Annotated in this window: 14 protein-coding genes and 4 pseudogenes; 15 read left to right on the top strand and 3 right to left on the bottom strand. The window is 69.7% G+C overall.

The features are described from left to right. Window positions 1-87: 87 nt before the first annotated feature. Together VS93_RS18445 and VS93_RS18450 are read right to left on the bottom strand one after the other, a co-directional pair. Window positions 88-1,320, bottom strand: coding sequence for an ABC transporter substrate-binding protein (locus tag VS93_RS18445; protein ID WP_046471155.1), 1,233 nt, complete (start codon window positions 1,318-1,320; stop codon window positions 88-90). A gap of 312 nt (window positions 1,321-1,632) precedes the next feature. Further along, on the bottom strand, window positions 1,633-2,052 hold the full coding sequence (locus tag VS93_RS18450) for a PaaI family thioesterase (protein WP_046471156.1): 420 nt from the start codon (window positions 2,050-2,052) through the stop codon (window positions 1,633-1,635). A 134-nt stretch (window positions 2,053-2,186) separates the two neighbouring features. On the opposite strand from VS93_RS18450, the pseudogene polA reads away from it, so the two are divergent. The 5 genes and pseudogenes from polA to coaE all read left to right on the top strand — a co-directional run bounded on the left by polA (window position 2,187) and on the right by coaE (window position 8,592). Beyond that, window positions 2,187-4,948: pseudogene (gene polA / locus VS93_RS27150) on the top strand (DNA polymerase I). 51 nt (window positions 4,949-4,999) lie between these two features. Then, a complete protein-coding gene (gene arfB, locus VS93_RS18465) occupies window positions 5,000-5,437 on the top strand; it encodes an alternative ribosome rescue aminoacyl-tRNA hydrolase ArfB (protein ID WP_046471158.1) in 438 nt (145 codons plus the stop codon). A 402-nt stretch (window positions 5,438-5,839) separates the two neighbouring features. Then, a pseudogene (gene rpsA, locus VS93_RS28365) lies at window positions 5,840-7,350 on the top strand (30S ribosomal protein S1). 110 nt (window positions 7,351-7,460) lie between these two features. Further along, window positions 7,461-7,979, top strand: coding sequence for a GNAT family N-acetyltransferase (locus VS93_RS18480; RefSeq protein ID WP_046471160.1), 519 nt, complete (start codon window positions 7,461-7,463; stop codon window positions 7,977-7,979). 10 nt (window positions 7,980-7,989) lie between these two features. Beyond that, complete coding sequence (gene coaE, locus VS93_RS18485; RefSeq protein ID WP_173434326.1) at window positions 7,990-8,592, top strand: dephospho-CoA kinase; 603 nt, start codon at window positions 7,990-7,992, stop codon at window positions 8,590-8,592. 98 nt (window positions 8,593-8,690) lie between these two features. On the opposite strand, the gene VS93_RS18490 is transcribed toward coaE, so the two are convergent. Beyond that, window positions 8,691-10,076 (bottom strand): peptide deformylase, encoded by a 1,386-nt coding sequence (locus VS93_RS18490; protein ID WP_082127002.1) that lies wholly within the window; start codon window positions 10,074-10,076, stop codon window positions 8,691-8,693. On the opposite strand from VS93_RS18490, the gene VS93_RS18495 reads away from it, so the two are divergent. From VS93_RS18495 to VS93_RS18535, 10 genes and pseudogenes are all read left to right on the top strand, one after another. After that, complete coding sequence (locus tag VS93_RS18495; RefSeq protein ID WP_046471162.1) at window positions 10,048-10,593, top strand: LbetaH domain-containing protein; 546 nt, start codon at window positions 10,048-10,050, stop codon at window positions 10,591-10,593. The genes VS93_RS18490 and VS93_RS18495 overlap by 29 nt on opposite strands. Before the next feature lie 88 nt (window positions 10,594-10,681). Further along, window positions 10,682-10,864, top strand: a complete 183-nt coding sequence (locus tag VS93_RS18500) for a hypothetical protein (protein WP_046471163.1) — start codon at window positions 10,682-10,684, stop codon at window positions 10,862-10,864. 225 nt (window positions 10,865-11,089) lie between these two features. Then, window positions 11,090-13,198, top strand: a complete 2,109-nt coding sequence (uvrB, locus tag VS93_RS18505; protein WP_046471164.1) for an excinuclease ABC subunit UvrB — start codon at window positions 11,090-11,092, stop codon at window positions 13,196-13,198. A 770-nt stretch (window positions 13,199-13,968) separates the two neighbouring features. Continuing rightward, window positions 13,969-14,964, top strand: coding sequence for a GNAT family N-acetyltransferase (locus VS93_RS18510; protein ID WP_046471165.1), 996 nt, complete (start codon window positions 13,969-13,971; stop codon window positions 14,962-14,964). 327 nt (window positions 14,965-15,291) lie between these two features. Then, the gene (locus VS93_RS29325) at window positions 15,292-15,438 is read left to right on the top strand and encodes an alpha/beta fold hydrolase (RefSeq protein WP_156184911.1); all 147 of its coding nucleotides are present in this window, start codon (window positions 15,292-15,294) and stop codon (window positions 15,436-15,438) included. A gap of 198 nt (window positions 15,439-15,636) precedes the next feature. Beyond that, complete coding sequence (locus VS93_RS29330; protein ID WP_156184912.1) at window positions 15,637-15,777, top strand: hypothetical protein; 141 nt, start codon at window positions 15,637-15,639, stop codon at window positions 15,775-15,777. Window positions 15,778-15,891: 114 nt separating this feature from the next. Continuing rightward, window positions 15,892-16,790 (top strand): annotated as a pseudogene (locus VS93_RS18520) (hydroxymethylglutaryl-CoA lyase). A 211-nt stretch (window positions 16,791-17,001) separates the two neighbouring features. Then, window positions 17,002-18,644, top strand: a pseudogene (locus tag VS93_RS18525) (CTP synthase). Beyond that, window positions 18,641-19,264: an NUDIX domain-containing protein gene (locus VS93_RS18530; RefSeq protein WP_046471167.1), complete on the top strand. Its 624-nt coding sequence runs from the start codon at window positions 18,641-18,643 to the stop codon at window positions 19,262-19,264. Before VS93_RS18525 ends, VS93_RS18530 begins: the two are co-directional and overlap by 4 nt. A 4-nt stretch (window positions 19,265-19,268) precedes the next feature. After that, window positions 19,269-20,264, top strand: coding sequence for a site-specific tyrosine recombinase XerD (locus VS93_RS18535; RefSeq protein ID WP_046471168.1), 996 nt, complete (start codon window positions 19,269-19,271; stop codon window positions 20,262-20,264). The last annotated feature ends 294 nt before the right edge of the window (window positions 20,265-20,558 follow it).

The following is a 20,558-nucleotide window of genomic DNA, read 5'->3' on the forward strand; positions in this document are numbered from 1 at the left end:
CGTCGCGCGGCCGCCGGCGGTGCGTGCGCACGCGAGGCGCCCCGGGCCGCGGCCCGGGGCGCCTCTTGGCGGTGCGTGCGGTGGGGGCTACTCCCCTTCGCTCAGGATGTGCTCCTCGATGCCCATCTCACCGTCTTCGTTGTAGTTGTAGACCTCGAAGGACGCCCCGGTCACGTCGCCGTTCTCGTCGAAGTCGATCGGGCCGCTGGCTCCCTGGTAGTCGATGTCCTGGCCGTCGGCCAGCAGGTCGCGGCATTCACCGAAGCTGGAGCACTCTTCGCCGTCCCGGGAGATGTTGGTCATCTCGTTGACGAATTCGCTCGGCTCGGTGCTGCCGGCCGCTTCGGCCGCCAGCGCGACGCTCACCACGCAGTCGTTGACCTGGGCCGCGTACTGCAGGTCGCCGAGTTCGGGGTCGAACTCCTGGAGTCCCTCGTGGAACTCGGGGGCGTCCGCGCCGGGCGCGGTGCCCTGGAAACCCGAGATGACGCCCGGGTCGTCGGGGTCGATGTCCTCCCCGAGGGAAGCCGAGCGCAGGCCGTCGGCGCTGTAGAGCTGGTCGGTCTCCATACCGGCCTCCATGAGGCCGGTGAGGATCTGCACGCCCTCCTCGAAGGAGACGAGCAGGGCCGCGTCGGCGTCGGCGTTGTCGATCTGCTGGATGATGGAGTCGAAGTTGGTGGCGTTGGGGTCGTAGCCTTCGCTCATCGCGACCTCGGCGCCCTGCTCCTCCAGGGCCTCGGCGGTGAACTCGGCCAGCCCCTGCCCGTAGTCGTCGGAGCGGTAGGCGATCGCGACGCTCTGGTGGCCGTCGTTGATCAGCTTCTCGGCGAGCACCGGCCCCTGCAGCGCGTCGCTCGGCGCGGTGCGGAAGTAGTAGCCGCCGTCCTCGTAGTCGGAGAGATCGGGGGTAGTGTTGGAACCGGAGCACTGGACGATTTCGGCCCCGGTGACGCGGTCGATCACCGCCATGGTCATACCCGATGCCGCGGCGCCGATGACGGCGTCGACCCCCTGGCCGATGAGCCGGTCGGCGGCGTCGTTGGCCTGGGCGGCGTCGTTGGCTTCGTCGCCGGCGAGAACCTCGGGCAGTTCCTGGTCGAGGACACCGCCGGCTTCGTTGATCTCCTCCATCGCGTAGTTGACGGCGCTGATCTGGGGCGGTCCCAGGAAGGAGAGGTCGCCGGTTTCGGGGAGGATGTATCCGAACTGGAGCTCGTCGTCGCCGCCCTCCTGTTCACCTCCGTTGCCGCACGCTGACAATCCAAGTGCTATGGCCGCGGCCGCTGCTGTGAGGCTGAGGGCCTTCCTTCTTGGCATTGTGGTTCTCCGTTCGACCGGAATGTTCCCGTTGATGGGTCTGGCCGCCCTCATCGGGCCAGTGGATGCACGCGCTTAATAATGTGCGTTAGCGGAGCTTAACCGCGAGGGAGGTTTTGTGGAAGGAGTGCCATGGCGCCGCAGCCGAGTCGGGTTCGGCCCGTTATCTTCCCGTAGCCCTTTTTCGGGGTTAAACCCCAGTTCACGGGGATTTCCCGCGGAGAGTGGCGGTGTGGGTGCGCCATGTCGATGGGGGGCGGTGCGGCCGCGCCCCGTGAGCGGGCGGCCGCGGTGTCCATGGTGGTCGGGGTGCTACGCGTTGTCACGCAGCATGCAGGTCAGCCGTGCGGTGCAGACCCGCTTGCCGTCGTCGTCCGTGATCGCGATGTCCCAGGTGGCAAGGGAGCGCCCCAGGTGGACGGCTGTGGCCGTACCGGTGATGCGGCCCTTCCGGGCGCTGCCGTGGTGCGTGGCGTTGATCTCGATGCCGAGGGCTATGCGGTCTTCTCCCGCGTGGATCGCCGAGCCGATCGATCCGAGGGTCTCGGCCAGCACGCACGAGGCGCCGCCGTGCAGCAGGCCGTAAGGCTGGGTGTTGCCCTCGACCGGGATCCGGCCGACGACGCGCTTCGCCGAGGCCTCCACGATCTCCAGCCCCATGCGGGTGCCGAGTTCACCCCCCGGGTTGCCGCTGCCCATGAGCTTGTTCAGCTGTTCGGCGTCGAGCGTCATCTCTGGATCTTCCTTCTCGTCGGTAGTGGGCGCGGATGTGCGCGGGGCGGCCCTGACGCGGGCCGTCGGAGATCGCCGGCGGCGATGCCGGGAGCACCGCGAAAAAGTCCGCATCGCATCCTAGGATTCCTGATGTGGTGAAGACAGCAGAGACCCCGGTGCAGAGCAGTCCGTCCCAGGTCCCGGGGGGAGCACCCCCGGGCGGCCCGCAGCGCCTGCTGCTGCTCGACGGGCACTCCATGGCCTTTCGCGCGTTCTTCGCGCTGCCGGTGGAGAAGTTCACCACCAGTACCGGGCAGTCCACGAACGCCATCTACGGCTTCACCTCGATGCTGATCAAGCTGCTGCGCGAGGAGGAGCCCACGCACATCGCGGTCGCCTGGGACCGCTCCGAGCCCACGTTCCGCCACGACGTCTACGAGGACTACAAGGCCGGTCGGGCCGAGACGCCGCAGGAGTTCCCGTCGCAGGTGGAGCTGATGCAGGAGCTGCTCGGCCTGCTCGGGGTCCCGAGCGTGTCGGCTCCGGGGTTCGAGGCCGACGATGTCATCGCCACCCTGGCTCTCCAGGCCGGTGAGCAGGGCATGGAGGTGCTCATCGCCTCTGGTGACCGCGACGCCTTCCAGTTGGTCACCGACGACTGCACGGTGCTGTACCCGGGCAAGAGCATCTCCGATCTGACCCGGATGACGCCGGAGCGGATCGTGGAGAAGTACGGCGTTCCGCCGGAGCGCTACCGCGACCTCGCCGCGTTGGTGGGTGAGAAGTCCGACAACCTCCCGGGCGTTCCGGGGGTGGGGCCCAAGACCGCCGCCAAGTGGATCACCAAGTACGGTTCCGTGGACGACCTCGTTGCGCGCGCCGGTGAGCTCACAGGCAAGGCCGGGCAGAGCTTCCGCGACCACGTCGACGATGTGCTGCGCAACCAGCGGCTCAATGTGCTCGCCACCGATGTGGAGGTCGGCCGGGGGGTCGCGGACCTGACGATGGCGGAGGCCGACCGCGCGGGGATCCACCTCCTCTTCGACAACCTGGAGTTCGCCTCCACGCTGCGCGACCGGCTGTTCTCGGTGCTCGGAGAGGAGCAGGCCGAGGTGACGCGGATCGACGACGGCTTCAGCGTCGAGCTGAGCGCGCCGGGCACGGGGGAGCTCGCGGACTGGCTGGGAGCGCACGCCGATGCTTCCGAACGCGCCGGGCTGGCGGTCTCCGGCATCTGGGGAGGCGGCACGGGGGAGATCACCGGCCTGGCCATCGCCACGGCCGACGGCGCGGCCGCCTACATCGACCCCACCGCCCTCGATTCCGGTGACGACGCCGCGCTGGCCCGCTGGCTGTCCGATCCGGACCGCCCGAAGCCCTCCATGAGGCCAAGGGTCCCATGCTCGCCATGGCCGCACACGGTTGGCGGCTCGAAGGGCTCACCAGCGACCCCGCTCTGGCGGCGTACCTGGTGCAGCCCGGCCAGCGCAAGCTCGACCTGACCGACCTCTGCCGCCGCTTCCTCAACCGGGAGCTCGACGAGAAGCAGGCGGAGGGCGACCAGCTCGCCCTGGACATCACCGGGGCGGGGGACGACGGCGCCGCCGAGAGGGAGGCTCTCGCGCTGCGCGCACGGGCCACGCTCGATCTGGCGGCCGGCCTCGACGTCGACCTGGACAAGCGCGGGGCGGTCCGGCTGCTGCGCGAGGTGGAGCTGCCGCTGGTGCGGGTGCTGGCCGGTATGGAGCGCATCGGTATCGCGGCCGACCGCGGATACCTCGACGAGTTGGAAGGGGAGTTCGCCGCCGCTGTGCGCCAGGCCGTCGAGCACGCGCACCAGGTCGTGGGGCGCGAGTTCAACCTGGGCTCGCCCAAGCAGCTGCAGCAGGTCCTCTTCACCGAGCTGGAACTGCCCAAGACCAAGAGGATCAAGACCGGCTACACCACCGACGCCGACGCCCTGGAGTGGCTGGCCGGGCAGACCGACAACGAGCTGCCGGTCATCCTGCTGCGCCACCGCGACCAGACCAAGCTGCGCACCACGGTCGAAGGGCTGATCAAGACGATCGCCGAGGACGGCCGCATCCACACCACCTACAACCAGACGGTGGCCGCCACCGGACGGCTCAGTTCCACCGAACCCAACCTGCAGAACATCCCGGTGCGTACCGACGCCGGCCGGCGCATCCGCCGGGCGTTCGTCGTGGGGGAGGGGTACCAACACCTGCTCACGGCCGATTACAGCCAGATCGAGCTGCGGATCATGGCGCACCTGTCGGAGGACGCCGCGCTGATCGAGGCGTTCCAGACCGGTCACGACTTCCACGCCGAGATCGCCGCGCGGGTGTTCGGGGTCGGCGTGGACGAGGTCGACGCCGAGGCGCGTGCCCGGATCAAGGCGATGAACTACGGTCTGGCCTACGGGTTGAGCGCGTTCGGGCTGTCCGCGCAGCTGGGTATCACCCCCGAGGAGGCCCGCGGCCTCATGGGCGAGTACTTCGCCCAGTTCGGCGGGGTGCGCGACTATCTGCACGAGGTGGTCGAGCGCGCACGGCGCGAGGGCTACACCGAGACGATGCTGGGCCGCCGCCGCTACCTGCCCGATCTCACCAGCGACAACCGGCAGCGGAGGGAGATGGCCGAGCGGATGGCGCTGAACGCCCCGATCCAGGGATCGGCGGCCGACATCATCAAGGTGGCCATGCTCGACGTCGATGCGGGGCTGCGCGAGGGCGGGTTCGCCTCGCGGATGCTGCTGCAGGTGCACGACGAACTCGTACTGGAGGTCACCGGCCCTGAGCTTGAGGCGGTCCGAAACCTGGTTTCGGGGAAGATGGCGAACGCCTATGATCTGCGGGTGCCGCTGGCCGTGTCGGTGGGCGTCGGGCGCAACTGGCACGACGCCGCGCACTGATCGGGTTCGGCGGTCCGGAGGACGCGACGACAGCGAGGGGAGGTGACGGCGATGCAGCGCGACCTGCGGGTCACCGGGGCGGTCTCGATCCCCGAAGGGGAGCTGCACTGGCGTTTCTCCCGATCAGGCGGGCCCGGTGGGCAGCACGCCAACACCTCCGACACCCGGGCGGCGCTGTCGCTGGACCTCGCCGCCACTCGGGCGCTCAGTCCCGAGCAGCGCGAACGTGCGCTGCGGCGGCTCGGCGACCGGCTGAACTCCGGGGTGCTCACGGTGACCGCTGAGGACACCCGGTCGCAGGCCCGCAACCGGGAGCTTGCCCGGGAGCGCCTGGCTGCTACCCTCGCCGAGGTGATCGCTCCGCCGCCGCCCAAGCGGCGCCGTACCCGCCCCGGCCGGGCGGCCGGTGAGCGGCGGCTGGCCGCCAAGCGCCGCAGGTCCGAGGTGAAGCGCTCGCGTTCCCGGCCGTCCGGCGATGCGGACCGCTGAATGGGGGTGTGCGGGCTTCGGGGCCGGCGGGCTGTATCCCGCCAGTGGCCCGCTCTGTGACAAATATCATAAAATGTGACGTTTGCGGCGTTTACCCCCTTGGCAACCCCGCTCCCAATTGACCAGGGCGCCACCGTCTCATATTCTGACCGGAGCGTTGTGGATTCGCGTGCGCAACTCGACCTCGGAGATGGTGCCGAGTGTGGCAGCCAGATCGCATACTCGACCCGGCTTCCGGGAGGCGAGCGGGCGCGGCGGCCAGTAGGCACTCCGGGGTCACGGAGGGGTTGCGTGGGGCGTTTCGCCGCCCGTTCCTCGTCGTTCTCTTCGGATAGCTGATGGGCCGCTCGAATTCCGGCGAACCTATATCAGTCCATGTCCGTATCCGGAGTCCACCCACACATGACGAGCAGTACCGAGGCCACCTCGACACCCCAGGTAGCGGTCAACGACATCGGGTCCGAGGATGCCTTCCTCGCGGCGATCGACGAGACCATCAAGTACTTCAACGACGGTGACATCGTCGAAGGCACCATCGTGAAGGTCGATCGAGACGAGGTCTTGCTCGATATCGGTTACAAGACCGAGGGCGTGATCCCTTCCCGTGAGCTTTCGATCAAGCACGACGTCGACCCTGGCGAGGTCGTCGCGGTCGGAGACCACGTGGAAGCCCTTGTCCTGCAGAAGGAGGACAAGGAAGGTCGGCTGATCCTCTCCAAGAAGCGCGCCCAGTACGAGCGCGCCTGGGGAACGATCGAGAAGATCAAGGAAGAGGACGGCGTCGTCACCGGAACGGTGATCGAGGTCGTCAAGGGCGGTCTGATCCTCGACATCGGGCTGCGCGGCTTCCTGCCGGCCTCGCTGGTCGAGATGCGCCGGGTGCGCGACCTCCAGCCCTATGTCGGCCGCGAGCTCGAGGCCAAGATCATCGAGCTCGACAAGAACCGCAACAACGTGGTGCTGTCGCGCCGCGCCTGGCTGGAGCAGACCCAGTCCGAGGTTCGCCAGACGTTCCTCAACACCCTGCAGAAGGGTCAGATCCGCAAGGGCGCCGTCTCCTCCATCGTCAACTTCGGTGCGTTCGTCGACCTCGGCGGTGTCGACGGCCTGGTGCACGTCTCCGAGCTCTCCTGGAAGCACATCGACCACCCGAGCGAGGTCGTCGAGGTCGGCCAGGAGGTCACCGTGGAGGTCCTCGACGTCGACATGGAGCGCGAGCGCGTCTCCCTGTCGCTCAAGGCGACCCAGGAAGACCCCTGGCAGCAGTTCGCCCGTACCCACCAGATCGGCCAGGTCGTTCCCGGCAAGGTCACCAAGCTGGTCCCGTTCGGCGCGTTCGTGCGTGTCGAGGAGGGGATCGAGGGCCTGGTGCACATCTCCGAGCTGGCCGAGCGCCACGTGGAGATTCCGGAGCAGGTCGTCCAGGTCGGGACCGAGATCTTCGTCAAGATCATCGACATCGACCTCGACCGCCGCCGCATCAGCCTCTCGCTGAAGCAGGCCAACGAGAGCGTGTCGCCGGACCAGGTGGACTTCGACCCCACTCTGTACGGCATGACCGCCGAGTACGACGAGTACGGCAACTACAAGTACCCCGAGGCTTCGACGCCGACAGCGGCGAATGGCTGGAAGGGTACGAGACGCAGCGCGACGAGTGGGAGCACCAGTACGCGCTCGCCCAGTCGCGCTTCGAGGCGCACCGCAAGCAGGTCGAGGAGGCCCAGGCCGCCGAGGCCGAGGCGGCTGTCGCGGAGCCGCAGGCCGAGAGTGAGCCGGCTCCAAGCACCACCACCAACAACAACAACGCGCCGAGCAACCCGGGGGGCAACGAGGCCGCCACGGGCGGCGCCCTGGCCTCGGACGAGGCCTTGGCGGCGCTGCGCGAGAAGCTCGCGGGCGGCGGAGAGAACTGACTCCGTTCCCGGCGCGGAACGCGAATCGCTGAAGGCCGCTCCCCCGAGGGGGAGCGGCCTTTCGCTATGGTCGTGGCAGGTCGTCCGCAGCCGCACAACCAGGAGCCGCCATGAGTCCCTCCGATGGCAGTGTCAGCGTCGCCGCCGCGACAAAGGCCGACATCGGAGAGATATGGACGCTGCAGCGGGCCGCCTACCTCGACGAGGCGCAGGTCTACGGCGACCCGTTCATCCTTCCGCTCACCGAGAGCCACGCAGGGATCGAGCAGAGCGTGGCGGCGGGGGCACTGGTACTGAAGGCCGTTCTCGGGCACCGGATCGTGGGTTCGGTGCGCGGCAAGGCCGCCGACCGCACCGGTCTGGTCAGCAGGCTCTGCGTCGCCCCCGACCAGCGCCGCCGCGGGATCGCCCGGTCGCTCGTCCTGGCCCTGGAGGAGCGGCTGCTCCGCGAGCACCCCGAGATCACCGATCTGGCCATCGTGACCGGGCACGGCAGCGAAAGCGGGCTGCGGCTCTGCCGCCGCCTCGGGTACTCCGAGGCGAGCCGGGAGCGGTTCGCCGACCACGTCGTTATGGTGCACTTCCGCAAACCGGTGGCCGGGCGTGCGGCGCGGAACGCGGCCACGTAGGGTCGTCGGCATGCTGCGTGTGGGACTGACCGGGGGCATCGGGTCCGGGAAGAGCGAGGTCTCGCGGGGGCTGGCCGCCCGCGGGGCCGTGGTCATCGACGCCGACCAGATCGCGAGGGAGGTGGTCGAACCGGGCACCTCCGGCCTCGCCGAGGTCGTCGAGGAGTTCGGGGCCGTTGTCCTCACGCCCGAGGGGGAACTGGACCGGCCCAAACTCGGTGAGATCGTGTTCGCCGACGAGGCCAGGCTCGCCAGGCTGAACGCGATCGTGCACCCCCGGGTGGGCGAACGCACCGAGGAGCTGATGTCGCGGGCGCCGCAGGACGCCATTGTGGTCTACGACGTCCCCCTGCTGGTCGAGAACGACCTCGGCTCACTGTACGACCTGGTGATCGTGGTGGACGCGCCCGAGGAGGCGCAGATCGAGCGTGTCATGGCGAACCGCGCGATGACCGAGGACCAGGCCCGCGCCCGGGTGAAGGCCCAGGCCGGCCGGGAGCAGCGGCGGGCGGCGGCCCACATCGTGATCGACAACTCCGGCGGTCTCGACGAGCTGGACCGCCGGGTCGACCAGGTCTGGGACGAGCTGCGCCGGTGCGCCGAGAGCGGCTGAGCGAGCGGGCTTGACCGTGCTGGTATCGCCACTACGGCGGCGAGAATCACAGAGAAACCGCACGGTGGATGCGGTCCGGGAGACGCGATCCGGCCGTGTCAGCGTCGGTAGTGCCACGGCCGCCCGGTGCCGCGGTACTCCGCCACCGGAATCGGCACCACATCTTCGCGCATGTGTCGGGTGTAGACCGTGCCGTGCAGATGGTCTACCTCGTGGGCCACCAGGCGAGCCAACGCGTCGGAGAACACGGTGATGGCCGGGGTGCCGTCCAGGGTCATGCGTTCCACCTCGATACGGCGCGGCCGCGGCACCAGGCCGCGGACGTCGAAGAAGCTCAGGCAGCCTTCGTACTGCTCGTCGGTCTCGGCGGAGGCATCGATGATGCGCGGGCTGAGCAACACCAGCGGTTGGGCGTCCGGATCGGGCGGGACCACCACGGCGGCGGCCCGGTCGGTGCCGACCTGGGGAGCGGCGAGCCCCATCCCCTTGCCGAACTCATGGTGGTCGCGAACGCGCTGTATGGTCCTGTGGAGCTGGTCGACCACTTCGCGGGCGGCGTCGGTCTCTTCCGGCAGCCGGAAGCGGGCGGCCGTCCGCGTGAGGACGGGATCGCCCTCCTGGATTATGCCGGCGGCGGCCATGCGGTCGCTGGCGGTACGCAGGATGGGGCGCGCTTCGGCCGTCGGCCGTGAGCGCCAGCGCCACTCCAGCCGGTAGCGGGCGCCGATAGGCGGCCCGTTCTTGGACCAGGAGAAGACCGTCTCCTGTCCGCGATCGATTCGCTGGACGGGCGTGCGCAGCGGGACCGCCTCCGCGGTGCTGGAGGTTTCGGTGCCCCACACGTCCGGACACAGATCGGAGGGAAACACCAGGTCGACGCTGACCCGGTTGGTGGGCAACCGGATGGCGCGCTGGAACCACTGGCCCCATTGGTCCTCACCGATGGTGTAGGCGTACTCCAGCACCGCCGCCTGGCCGGGGTACAGCGGGAACCTGGACTCCTCGTTGTCGAAGCACAGCCACACCTCCTTGAAGGAGTCCTTGTCGTGCTTGGCGCTCCACCGCATCGGTTCACCGTCGCAGGTGGCTGTGAGGTTCAGAGCTTCCCAGGTGAGAGGGTGGCGCCGGTACAGCTCGTTGGAGCGGTCGGGTCGACCGGGGTAGCGGTCGACGCTGATGCGCACCAGGTAGCGTCCGACCGGCTCGGCTCCGCCGTTGACGACACGGCGCCGCATCCGCGCGGTGTAGGCACCGTCGCGGAAGCGGAGTTCGGCGTGGTCGGTGTCGACGAACAACTCGCCGGTGCCAGCGGAGGGCCGCTCCGGTCTGCCCTCCCGGCGGGTGGCCCACAACTGCCCGCCCGCCTCCAGCACCTGGTCGGCGCGGCGCGCGAAGTCCTCGCTGGGCTGGTGGCGGCCGGCTTCCAGGTGGCTGATGTAGGAAGGGTCGAAGCCGATGGCGCGCGCCAGCGCCTTCTTCGTCATCAAGCCGTTCATGACCGCGGACCCGGACGCGGCCCCGCCGGCGGGGCCCGCCGACCGTGGCGGCATCGTGGAGCCGGGTGCCCGCGTCAGCGGCCCCGTATACGTCCAGGCCGGCGCTCGTACCGAATCCGACGCCCGCGTCACCGGCCCGGTACTGGTGTGCTCCTGCAGCGTGATCACGGCTGGGGCGCTGGTGCGCGACCACAGCGTCATCGGTCCCGGATGCCGTGTCGGCTTCGGCGCCGAGATCCCCCGCGGCCTGCTGCTCGCCCACGTGTTCATGAAGCACCCCGGGTTCGTCGGTGACGCGGTGATCGGTCGGCGCGTCAACCTGGGCGCATTCTTCTCGACCACCGGCCTGCGCTGCGACCGCGGCCCGGTAGCCGAACCCGCCATCGAGGAGATCACCGTCACCCTCGACGGGCAGCGCGTCTCGACCGGCCAAACCAAGTTCGGTGCTGTGCTCGGCGACGAGACCGCACTTCCGCCGAAACCGTGCTGGCGCCCGGCACCCTGATCGGTCCGGGAACCGTGGTCTACCCCCGCAACCACCTCGGTGGGTTCGTTCCCTCCGACGCTCGGGTTCGGTGACACCATGGCCACGCTTGTCCCCCAACCCACCGCGCGCGACCACGCCTACCTGCGGATCGGAGGAGGTCTCCGCCCTGTACGAGTCGCCGTTCACCGCGCCGGCCCCCAACGGTCCCGAGGACATCTTCAGCGAGGCCGATATCGACGTCCTGGCCGCGATCCAGGCGACCGCGGTTCCGGAGGAGGAAACACGCTGACCCGCGTCGATCGTGCTCCGGTGGTCGTATTCGGCCCCGTTCGCGATCCAATGGCGCACGGTGATGGGGCGGAAGGAAGACGCCGGTCGGCCGCCGCCGCGCCGGGGCCGGCTGACCTCCGGGCGGCGGCGCATGGGACACCGGAGCACCGTGCGGAGCGTGTCACCGGTGGCCTATACGGTGGAGAGCAGGCCAGGGGGCGAAGCCGACGGGGAGTGACGCGACGTGCGACCGGTGACCGACATCCAGCGCAAGGTGGCGCCGTTCGAGGTTGTCTCGGACATGACCCCCGCGGGGGACCAGCCGCAGGCCATCGCGGAGCTGAGCCGCCGGATCAACGGCGGCGACCGGGACAACGTGCTGCTGGGCGCCACGGGCACCGGCAAGACCGCCACCGTGGCCTGGCTCGTGGAGCAGGTGCAGCGGCCGACCCTGGTCATGCAGCCCAACAAGACCCTAGCGGCGCAGTTCGCCAACGAGCTGCGCGGGATGCTGCCGAACAACGCGGTCGAGTACTTCGTCTCCTACTACGACTACTACCAGCCCGAGGCCTACGTCCCGCAGACCGACACCTATATCGAGAAGGACTCCTCGATCAACGACGAGGTGGAGCGGCTCCGGCACTCCGCCACGAACTCGCTGCTCACCCGGCGCGACGCGATCGTGGTGGCCTCGGTGTCCTGCATCTACGGTCTGGGAACGCCGCAGGAGTACGTGGACCGGATGGCCACGCTCGAGGTCGGGATGCAGATCGACCGCGACGACCTGCTGCGCAAGCTGGTCGGGATGCAGTACACGCGCAACGACATGGCGTTCACCCGGGGGACCTTCCGGGTCCGCGGCGACACGGTCGAGATCATCCCGGTCTACGAGGAGTTGGCGATCCGCATCGAGATGTTCGGTGACGAGATCGAGCGGCTGATGACGCTGCACCCGCTCACCGGCGAGGTACTCGGCGAGGACGAGCAGCTCTACCTCTTTCCCGCCTCCCACTACGTGGCCGGTCCGGAGCGCATGGAGCGCGCTATCGGCCAGATCGAGACCGAGCTGGCCGAACGTCTCGCGGAGCTGGACCGGCAGGGCAAGCTGCTGGAGGCGCAGCGCCTGCGGATGCGCACCACCTACGACATCGAGATGCTGCGCCAGGTCGGCAGCTGCTCGGGCATCGAGAACTACTCGCGGCATTTCGACGGCCGCGAGCCGGGCAGCGCCCCCAACACCCTGCTCGACTACTTCTCCGAGGACTTCCTGCTCGTCGTGGACGAGTCGCACGTGACGGTCCCGCAGATCGGCGGCATGTACGAGGGGGACGCCTCCCGCAAGCGCACCCTGGTCGACCACGGTTTCCGGCTGCCGTCCGCGCTGGACAACAGGCCGCTGAAGTGGGAGGAGTTCCTGGGGCGTATCGGGCAGACGGTGTACCTGTCGGCCACCCCCGGCCCCTACGAGCTGCGGCAGAGCGGCGGCGACGTCGTGGAGCAGGTCATCCGGCCCACCGGTCTGGTCGATCCGGAGGTCGTCGTGAAGCCGACGAACGGCCAGATCGACGACCTGGTGCACGAGATCCGGGTGCGGGCCGAACGCGATGAGCGGGTCCTGGTGACCACGCTGACCAAGAAGATGGCCGAGGACCTCACCGACTACTTCGCCGAGCTCGGTCTGCGGGTCCGGTACCTGCACAGCGAGGTCGACACGCTGCGCCGCGTGGAGCTGCTGCGCGAGCTGCGGACCGGTGAGTTCGACGTGCTGGTCGGCATCAACCTGCTGCGCGAGGGGCTGGACCTGCCCGAGGTGTCGCTGGTGGCGATCCTGGACGCCGACAAGGAGGGCTTCCTGCGGTCCGAGAGGTCGCTGATCCAGACCATCGGCCGGGCGGCACGCAACGTCGCCGGCCAGGTGCACATGTACGCGGACCACGTGACCGACTCGATGCGCAGCGCCATCGACGAGACCAACCGGCGCCGCGCCAAGCAGCTGGCCTACAACGAGGAACACGGCATCGATCCGCAGCCGCTGCGTAAGAAGATCGCCGACATCCTGGACTCGCTGGCCCGTGAGGACGCCGACACCGAGACCCTGATCGGCGGCTCCGCCCGCCAGCAGAGCCGGGGGAAGGCGCCGACTCCGGGGCTGTCCTCCTCGGCGCCGGGGGAACGCTCCGCCGAGATCGAGAAGATGCCGCGCGCGGAGCTGGCCGACCTGATCGACCAGCTGGGCGAGCAGATGCACCAGGCAGCGGCCGACCTGCAGTTCGAGCTGGCCGCCCGGCTCCGCGACGAGATCAAGGAGCTCAAGCGGGAGCTGCGGGGCATGGAGGCCGCCGGCGTGGATTAGCGGCTCGCCGGAGGGCGACGGAGGCCCGGCGCGCGACCGGCGTCGAATGCAGGTTCGAAATATATACTCGCCGGGACATGAGGGGGCGCCATGCCCGGCTACGCCGAGCAGCCGCCGCCGAGCGGTTTCGCCGGTTGGGAGGATGCCCTTGCTGCTTTCGGTGTGCCCGAAGGGCCGTGTGACAAGGCTTACGCCATCGTCGATCCCGACGGAAAGGCGTCGCGGATTTTCCTGCGGAGGGCTCCGGAGAAGAGGAGAAGAAGAGCGCCAGGAACCGTGTTCACCTGGACCTCAACGTCACCGCCGGCCTTCCGGAGGAGCGGCGGCGGGCCGAGGCGGCCGAGGAGGCGCAGCGGGCCGTGCATTTGGGGCTACGCGGGTGCGCGAGGTCGACGGGCCCTCCGGGTACTGTGTCGTTATGCAGGACCTTGAAGGAAACGAATTCTGTTCGCAATGAATCCGTGCTGGTCGCGCGGTTAGGGGTGCTTTGTGCACCGAGAAGGGCTTGCTCATGGTGTGGGGCCGTTGTCGGGACGTGATCGGCAATCGGTTACCGTGGTGCGGTCCGAGCAGTGGCTGATATGGGATTTCAAGGCTGCAATTTCTTCGAGAAGTTCGAAAACGGTAGCCGGGTTTCCAAATATTGGGATACCTGGAACGCTGCCGTCGTCATCGCGTGACGGTATGTGACCATCCGTACGGATCCGGCGATGCCGCGCCACTGAGCCGCGGCGCGTGCGGATGGCAGCACGTGCGGCCAGGGAGGGACGATGAGTGGTTATGTCGCTCGAGTGCGGCATGACGATTTACCCGGCAGTGATGCCGAATTCGACCTGTTGGTGACGTCTGTGGCGCAGCGGTGGGCGGCGATCGATCCGTTGCTGCCCGAGCCTTTGCCGCCGCGCCCGAGCGGCTATCCGCTCCTCACGGTCAGCAATGGTCCCGGGTCCCCGGTGGCCACCGGCACGATGCGCTACTCCTGGTACCAGCCCGGTGAGGTCGGACGCACGTGGGGCGTCCCCGATCAGCACTGGCTCACCCCCGTGGTCGGCGGTCCCGACCCCGGGCGCGCGCTGGACTCCCTGATCACCAGTTGGCGCGAACAGCTGGAACAGTTGCCCACCGGTACCGGATCGGAATCGGCCGCGCTCATCACCTGGCCCGCGCGGGATATCTGCGGTGTGGTCCCTCTGCAGCGGCACGGCCTGCAACCGCAGCGCATCCTTGCGGCACGGCAGCACCGCCGGGGCGTGCCGCCCTCCCTGCCGCCCCGCGACGTCACCATCCGACTGGCCGAAATGCAGGACCTTACCCAGGTCGTGGGGCTGCTGATGGAAGAGCACCGCTACGAGGAGCACTTCGGCGGGGTATTCATCCAGCCCGAGACCCCCGAGCAGACCCGCCGCGTGGTCATGCGCGCGCTGGGGCGGTCGCCGTCGTGGATCTGGCTGGCCGAGCGGCGCGGGCGGCCGGTCGGACTGATCTGGGTCTCTCCCCCCGAACGCGCTCGCTGGGCGGCGCCGCTGGTCAGTACGGGTCCCGCGGCCCATATCGGCTACGGGCTGGTCACCGAGGACGAACGGGGAAACGGTATCGGCACGGCCCTGGTGAGCCACGCCCACCAGGCCCTGGACAGCTACGGGGTCTCGGTGACCCTGCTCAACTACGCGGTGATGAACCCGCTCTCCGGCCCGTTCTGGAACCGTATGGGGTACCGGCCGATCTGGATGACGTGGGAGGTCCGGCCGGCGCTGGCACTGCGCTGAGTCGTACCCGGCCGAGCTCACGGACGCGGTTACCTCGTCCGCCGGGCAGAGAGATGGTGACCCCCGCGGGCCCCGGGAGCGTTTCAGCGGCGACGGAGGAGGCACGCCTCCTCCGCAGGCGAACCCGTATCGGCGGAGGCGGCCACCGCTTTCAGGATGCCCGCCGGGATTGCGAGCGCTCCGGCGGCCCGGGAGCGGGCCGCCGACTTCCGGGGCGAAACGCCGCCAGGGGATGTCGTGCGTCCGGCTGGTCAGGGCCGGGACGTTCGGCCCTTGCCCTGGACCGGCGCGGATGAACAGCGTTGCGCGTATCGGGAGGGATGGGCGATGCCGATGATCCGGGTGAACGACGTCGCGCTGCTCTACGAGGTCGCCGACGCACCGGGCGAGCCCGTGGCCCTCGTCCACGGACCGTGGACCGACCACACAAGCTGGCGGCAGGTGGTGCCGGGGCTCGCGATCCCGCCGTGCTGATCTGGGTTTCTCCGCCCGAACGCGCCCGTTGGGCGGCGCCGTTGGTCGGTCCGGGGCCTGCGGCCCCTTTGGCCGGGGTGCCGGTGACCCTGCTCAACTACGCGGTGATGAACCCGCTCTCCGGCCCGTTCCGGAACCGCATGGGGACCGGCCGAGCCGGGCTTCCTCGGGACCGCCGAGGAGCGGGAGCCGGCCGCCTTGGGACACTCCTTCGACGAGGCCGCCGAGATCGGCGCCGCCACCGCCCCGGAGTACCTCGGTGACGGTCGGATCCTGGCCGTCGCCGAGGCCGAGCGGCGCGGGGGCGGGCACGCGGCGGTCCTACGGCCGCGCCCGTAGTGGAGCCCGGCGGCGCGGCTCCAGGGCAGGTGAGACTAGGCTTATAGGCGGTCGCCGGCGGCGCGGACGGAGCCGAGGCGGCGATCGCAGCAGCCGAGGAAAGGTGAACGCGGCATGGCGGCGCAGCGCGTGGACATCGTCGAGGTCGGGCCGCGCGATGGTCTGCAGAACGAGGACCGGGTCCTGAGCGTGCCGGAGAGGGTGGAGCTGATCGACCGCGCGATCAGCGCCGGCATCCGCCGGATCGAGGCGGTGAGCTTCGTCAACCCGCGGCGCGTCCCTCAGATGGCCGGGGCCGAGGAGGTCATGGCCGAGGTGCGGCGGCTTCCCGGGGTCTCCTACATCGGCCTCGTCCTCAACCGCAAAGGCCTGGACCGGGCGCTGCGGGCCGGAGTCGACGAGGTCAACATCGCGATTCCGGCGACCGACGAGTTCTGCCGGCGGAACCAGGGCTGCACCGTCGAGGAGATGCTGGCGGCCTACGACGACATCGCCCGCGCCGCGGCGGCGGACGGGATGCCGGTGAGCGTAACGGTCTCCACCGCGTTCGGCTGCCCCTTCGAGGGGGAGACCGAACCGGAGCGCGTCGTGGAGATCGCCCGCCGCGCCGCTGATGCCGGCGCCGTGGAGATCGCACTGGCCGACACGATCGGCGTCGGCGTCCCCCGGCAGGTGGCGGAGCTGGTGCGAAAGGTGGGCGGGATCGCCGGCGGGGCGGGGCTGCGCTGCCACTTCCACAACACGCGGAACACCGGCTACGCCAACGCGCTCGCCGCCCACGAGCACGGCGTGACCGTGCTGGACGCCAGCGTCGGCGGGTTCGGCGGCTGCCCCTTCGCGCCTGCGGCCACCGGAAACATCGCGACGGAGGACCTGTTGTACATGCTGCACCGAAGCGGGGTACAGACCGGCATCGACCTCGATGCGGTATCCCAGACCGGCACGTGGCTGGGTACCCGGCTGGACAAGGACCTTCGGCCTTCCTGGGCCGCGCGGGAGCGTTCCCGGGATGAGCACCCTGCGGCCGCCCGCGGTGCCCCGGAAACGGGGCCGGGCGCGTCCCGACCGTCTCTGGCCACCCTCCGCGGCGTGTTCCACTGTTATTCTGGTGGCCCGTGGAGTCCGAGGTGGCGCCGGGGAGAAACCACCCCGTTGGCGCCGGGCGCCGCACGGTCGCCCGCCTCAGCCGGGCGATCCGTAGCCATACGACCACGGGAGCATCATTTGGCAACCGCCGCGAGCACCAAACATCTCTTCGTCACCGGCGGCGTCGCTCCAGTCTCGGGAAGGGTCTGACCGCCTCCAGCCTCGGGCGGTTGCTGAAGTCGCGCGGGCTGCGGGTCACGATGCAAAAGCTCGACCCCTACCTCAACGTCGACCCCGGCACGATGAACCCTTTCCAGCATGGTGAGGTGTTCGTGACCGACGACGGGGCCGAGACCGACCTCGACATCGGCCACTACGAGCGTTTCCTCGACACCGAGCTGTCGGCCTCGGCGAACGTCACCACCGGCCAGATCTACTCCAGTGTTATCGCCAAGGAGCGCCAGGGCGCGTATCTGGGCGACACGGTGCAGGTCATCCCGCACATCACCAACGAGATCAAGGCGCGGATCTACGCGATGGAGGCGGCCGACGTCGACATCATGATCACCGAGATCGGCGGAACCGTGGGCGACATCGAGTCGCAGCCGTTCCTGGAGGCCGTGCGCCAGATCCGGCACGAGATCGGCCGGGACAACTGTTTCTTCCTGCACGTGTCGCTGCTGCCGTTCCTCGGCCCCTCCGGTGAGCTCAAGACCAAGCCGACCCAGCACTCGGTGGCCGCGCTGCGCAGCATCGGTATTCAGCCCGACGGCATAGTGTGCCGCTCCGACCGCCCCATCTCGCAGAGCCTGAAGAGCAAGATCAGCCTCATGTGCGACGTGGAGGAGGGCGGCGTGGTCTCCACCCCCGACGCCCCTTCGATCTACGACATCCCGAAGGTCCTGCACCGCGAGGGGCTGGACGCCTACGTGGTCCGCCGCCTGGGGCTGGCCTTCCGCGACGTCGACTGGACCGAGTGGGACGACCTGCTCCGCCGCGTGCACCGGCCCAAGCACGATGTCACCATCGCTCTGGTCGGCAAGTACGTCGACCTGCCCGACGCCTACCTTTCGGTGACGGAGGCGCTGCGCGCGGCCGGCTTCGCCGAGGACACCCGGATCAACCTGCGGTGGGTGGCCAGCGACAACTGCGCGACGGAGGACGGGGCGGTCCGCGAGCTCGGTGACGTCGACGGTGTCCTGATCCCCGGCGGATTCGGGGTGCGCGGTATCGAGGGCAAGCTCGGCGCCGTCCGCTTCGCCCGCGAGCACAAGATCCCGCTGCTGGGCATATGCCTGGGCCTGCAGTGCATGGTCATCGAGTACGCGCGGCACGTCGTCGGCTTGGACGGCGCCAACAGTGCCGAATTCGAGGACAAGTCCAAGCACCCGGTCATCGCGACCATGGCCGACCAGACCGACGTCGTCGCGGGGGAGCGCGACATGGGCGGCACGATGCGGCTCGGCCTCTACCCGGCCGAGCTGGCCGAGGGCTCCATCGCCCGGGAGGTCTACCGGGAGGCCCGGGTGTCCGAGCGGCACCGGCACCGCTTCGAGGTGAACAACGCCTACCGGGCCCAGCTGGAGAAGGGCGGCCTGGTCTTCTCCGGCCTGTCGCCCGACGGCAGGCTGGTCGAGTACGTGGAGCTGCCGCGCGAGGAGCACCCGTTCTTCATCGCGACGCAGGCCCACCCGGAGCTGCGCTCCCGGCCCACCCGTGCCCATCCGCTGTTCACCGGTCTGGTCTCGGCGGCGCTGGACCGTGCGGGCGCCGCGCGATGAGCCGGACCCGGGAAGAGATCGCCGACCATCCGGAATCCTGGCCGGTCGAGAAGAGCGCCGAGCGCTACAGGGGCGCCAAGACCGGCATGCGCACCGACTGGGTGCGCATGCCGGGGGCGCACGGCCCAGAGGTGGTGCAGCGCGACCTGCTGGAACATCCGGGCGCGGCGGTGGCGCTGGCGCTGGACGACTCCGACCGGGTGCTGCTGATCCGCCAATACCGCCACGCGGTGGGCCACCGGCTCTGGGAGCTCCCTGCCGGAGTACGCGATGAGGACGGGGAGGAGCCGGTCCACACCGCGCAGCGCGAACTGCTGGAGGAGGCCGGGTACCGCGCCGAGCGCTGGTACCAGCTCACCGACTTCTTCCCGTCGGCGGGGTTCTCCACCGAGCGGATCCAGGTCTTCCTGGCCCGCGGCCTCACGGAGGTTCCGGCCGCAGAGATCGGCTTCGAGCGTGTCCACGAGGAGGCGGATCTGCCCGCCGCGTGGCTGCCGCTCGATGACGCGGTGACGGCCGTGATGCAGGGTCGGCTGCGCAACGGCGCCACCGTCGCCGGTGTTCTCGCCGCCTCCGTCGCCGCGCGGGACGGATTCGCCTCCCTGCGCCCGGTGGGATGACCCGGTGCCGGACAGTGGCGATGCGGCCCCCGGACTGCTGCCGGTCGTGCAGCGCTATCTCGACCACCTCGCCGTGGAGCGCGGCCTGGCCGCGAACACGCTCAGCGCCTACCGGCGGGACCTGTACCGGTACGTGGCGTTCCTGACCGACAGGGGCCGCACCGGGTTCGCCGAGGTGGCGGAGAACGACGTCTCGGGCTTCCTGCGGGCGCTGCGTGAGGGAGACGCCGACAACGAGCCCCTCGGGGCGGCTTCGGCCGGACGCGCCGTGGTGACCGTGCGCGGGCTCCACAGGTTCGCGATGCGGGAGGGGGTCACGGCGGGGGACCCCGCCCGGGAGGTCCGGCCCCCGGCGCCACCGCGCCCGTTGCCGAAGGCGGTCTCCCTGGAGCAGCTGGAAGCGCTGCTGGCGGCCGCCGAGTCCGGGGGCGGCGGCCACCGGGCGCTTCGTGACCGCGCGTTGCTGGAGCTGCTGTACGGCAGCGGAGCACGGATCTCCGAGGCCGTTGGGCTCGATGTCGACGACATCGAGTCTCTCAGCGCGGCCGCGGGGGACGAGGGCGGGAACGTCGAGGGGATCGGCGCCGTGCGCTTTCGCGGCAAGGGCGGGAAGCAGCGACTGGTGCCTATCGGGCGTTTCGCCCGCCGCGCCGTCGACGCCTATCTCGTCCGCGCGCGCCCGGCCCTGGCCCTGAGCGGGCGCGGCACCCCCGCTCTCTTCCTCAATGCGAAGGGCGGCCGGCTGACCCGCCAGGGCGCGTGGGCGATCCTGCGCACGGCCGCGGAGCGGGCGGGGCTGAGCGATATCTCCCCGCACACGCTGCGGCATTCCTTCGCCACCCACCTGCTCGACGGCGGCGCCGACGTCCGCGTCGTCCAAGAACTCCTCGGCCATGCCTCGGTCACCACGACCCAGGTGTACACGCTGGTCACAGCTGACCGGCTTCGTGAGGTGTACGGGGCGAGCCATCCCCGCGCCCGTGCCGCGAAGCCGCGGTGAGCGGGGCGCCGGTGCCGTGCGGCCGCGGGGGTGCGTGGGCCGCCCTTCCTCCCACGGCGGAAGCCGGGGCGCTGCGCCGCTGGAAACTCCGTGATCAACGGGTTAAAGGCTGGACAAACAGCAGCGCAAGGCGGCACCGTCAACGGAGGTGCTATCGCCACGCAGAGTGTCGCGTTGAATCTCGCGGCGCCGGCGTTCTAGAGTCGCCGCACGACGATACGTTGCTGTCGACATATTGAGTTTTTCCGACGGCCGGTCAACCGGTGAAGTCGAAAATTCCCGGTCATGGCCGGT

Origin of the sequence: Allosalinactinospora lopnorensis, assembly GCF_000981225.1 — a bacterium.
Lineage (GTDB): Bacteria > Actinomycetota > Actinomycetes > Streptosporangiales > Streptosporangiaceae > Allosalinactinospora > Allosalinactinospora lopnorensis.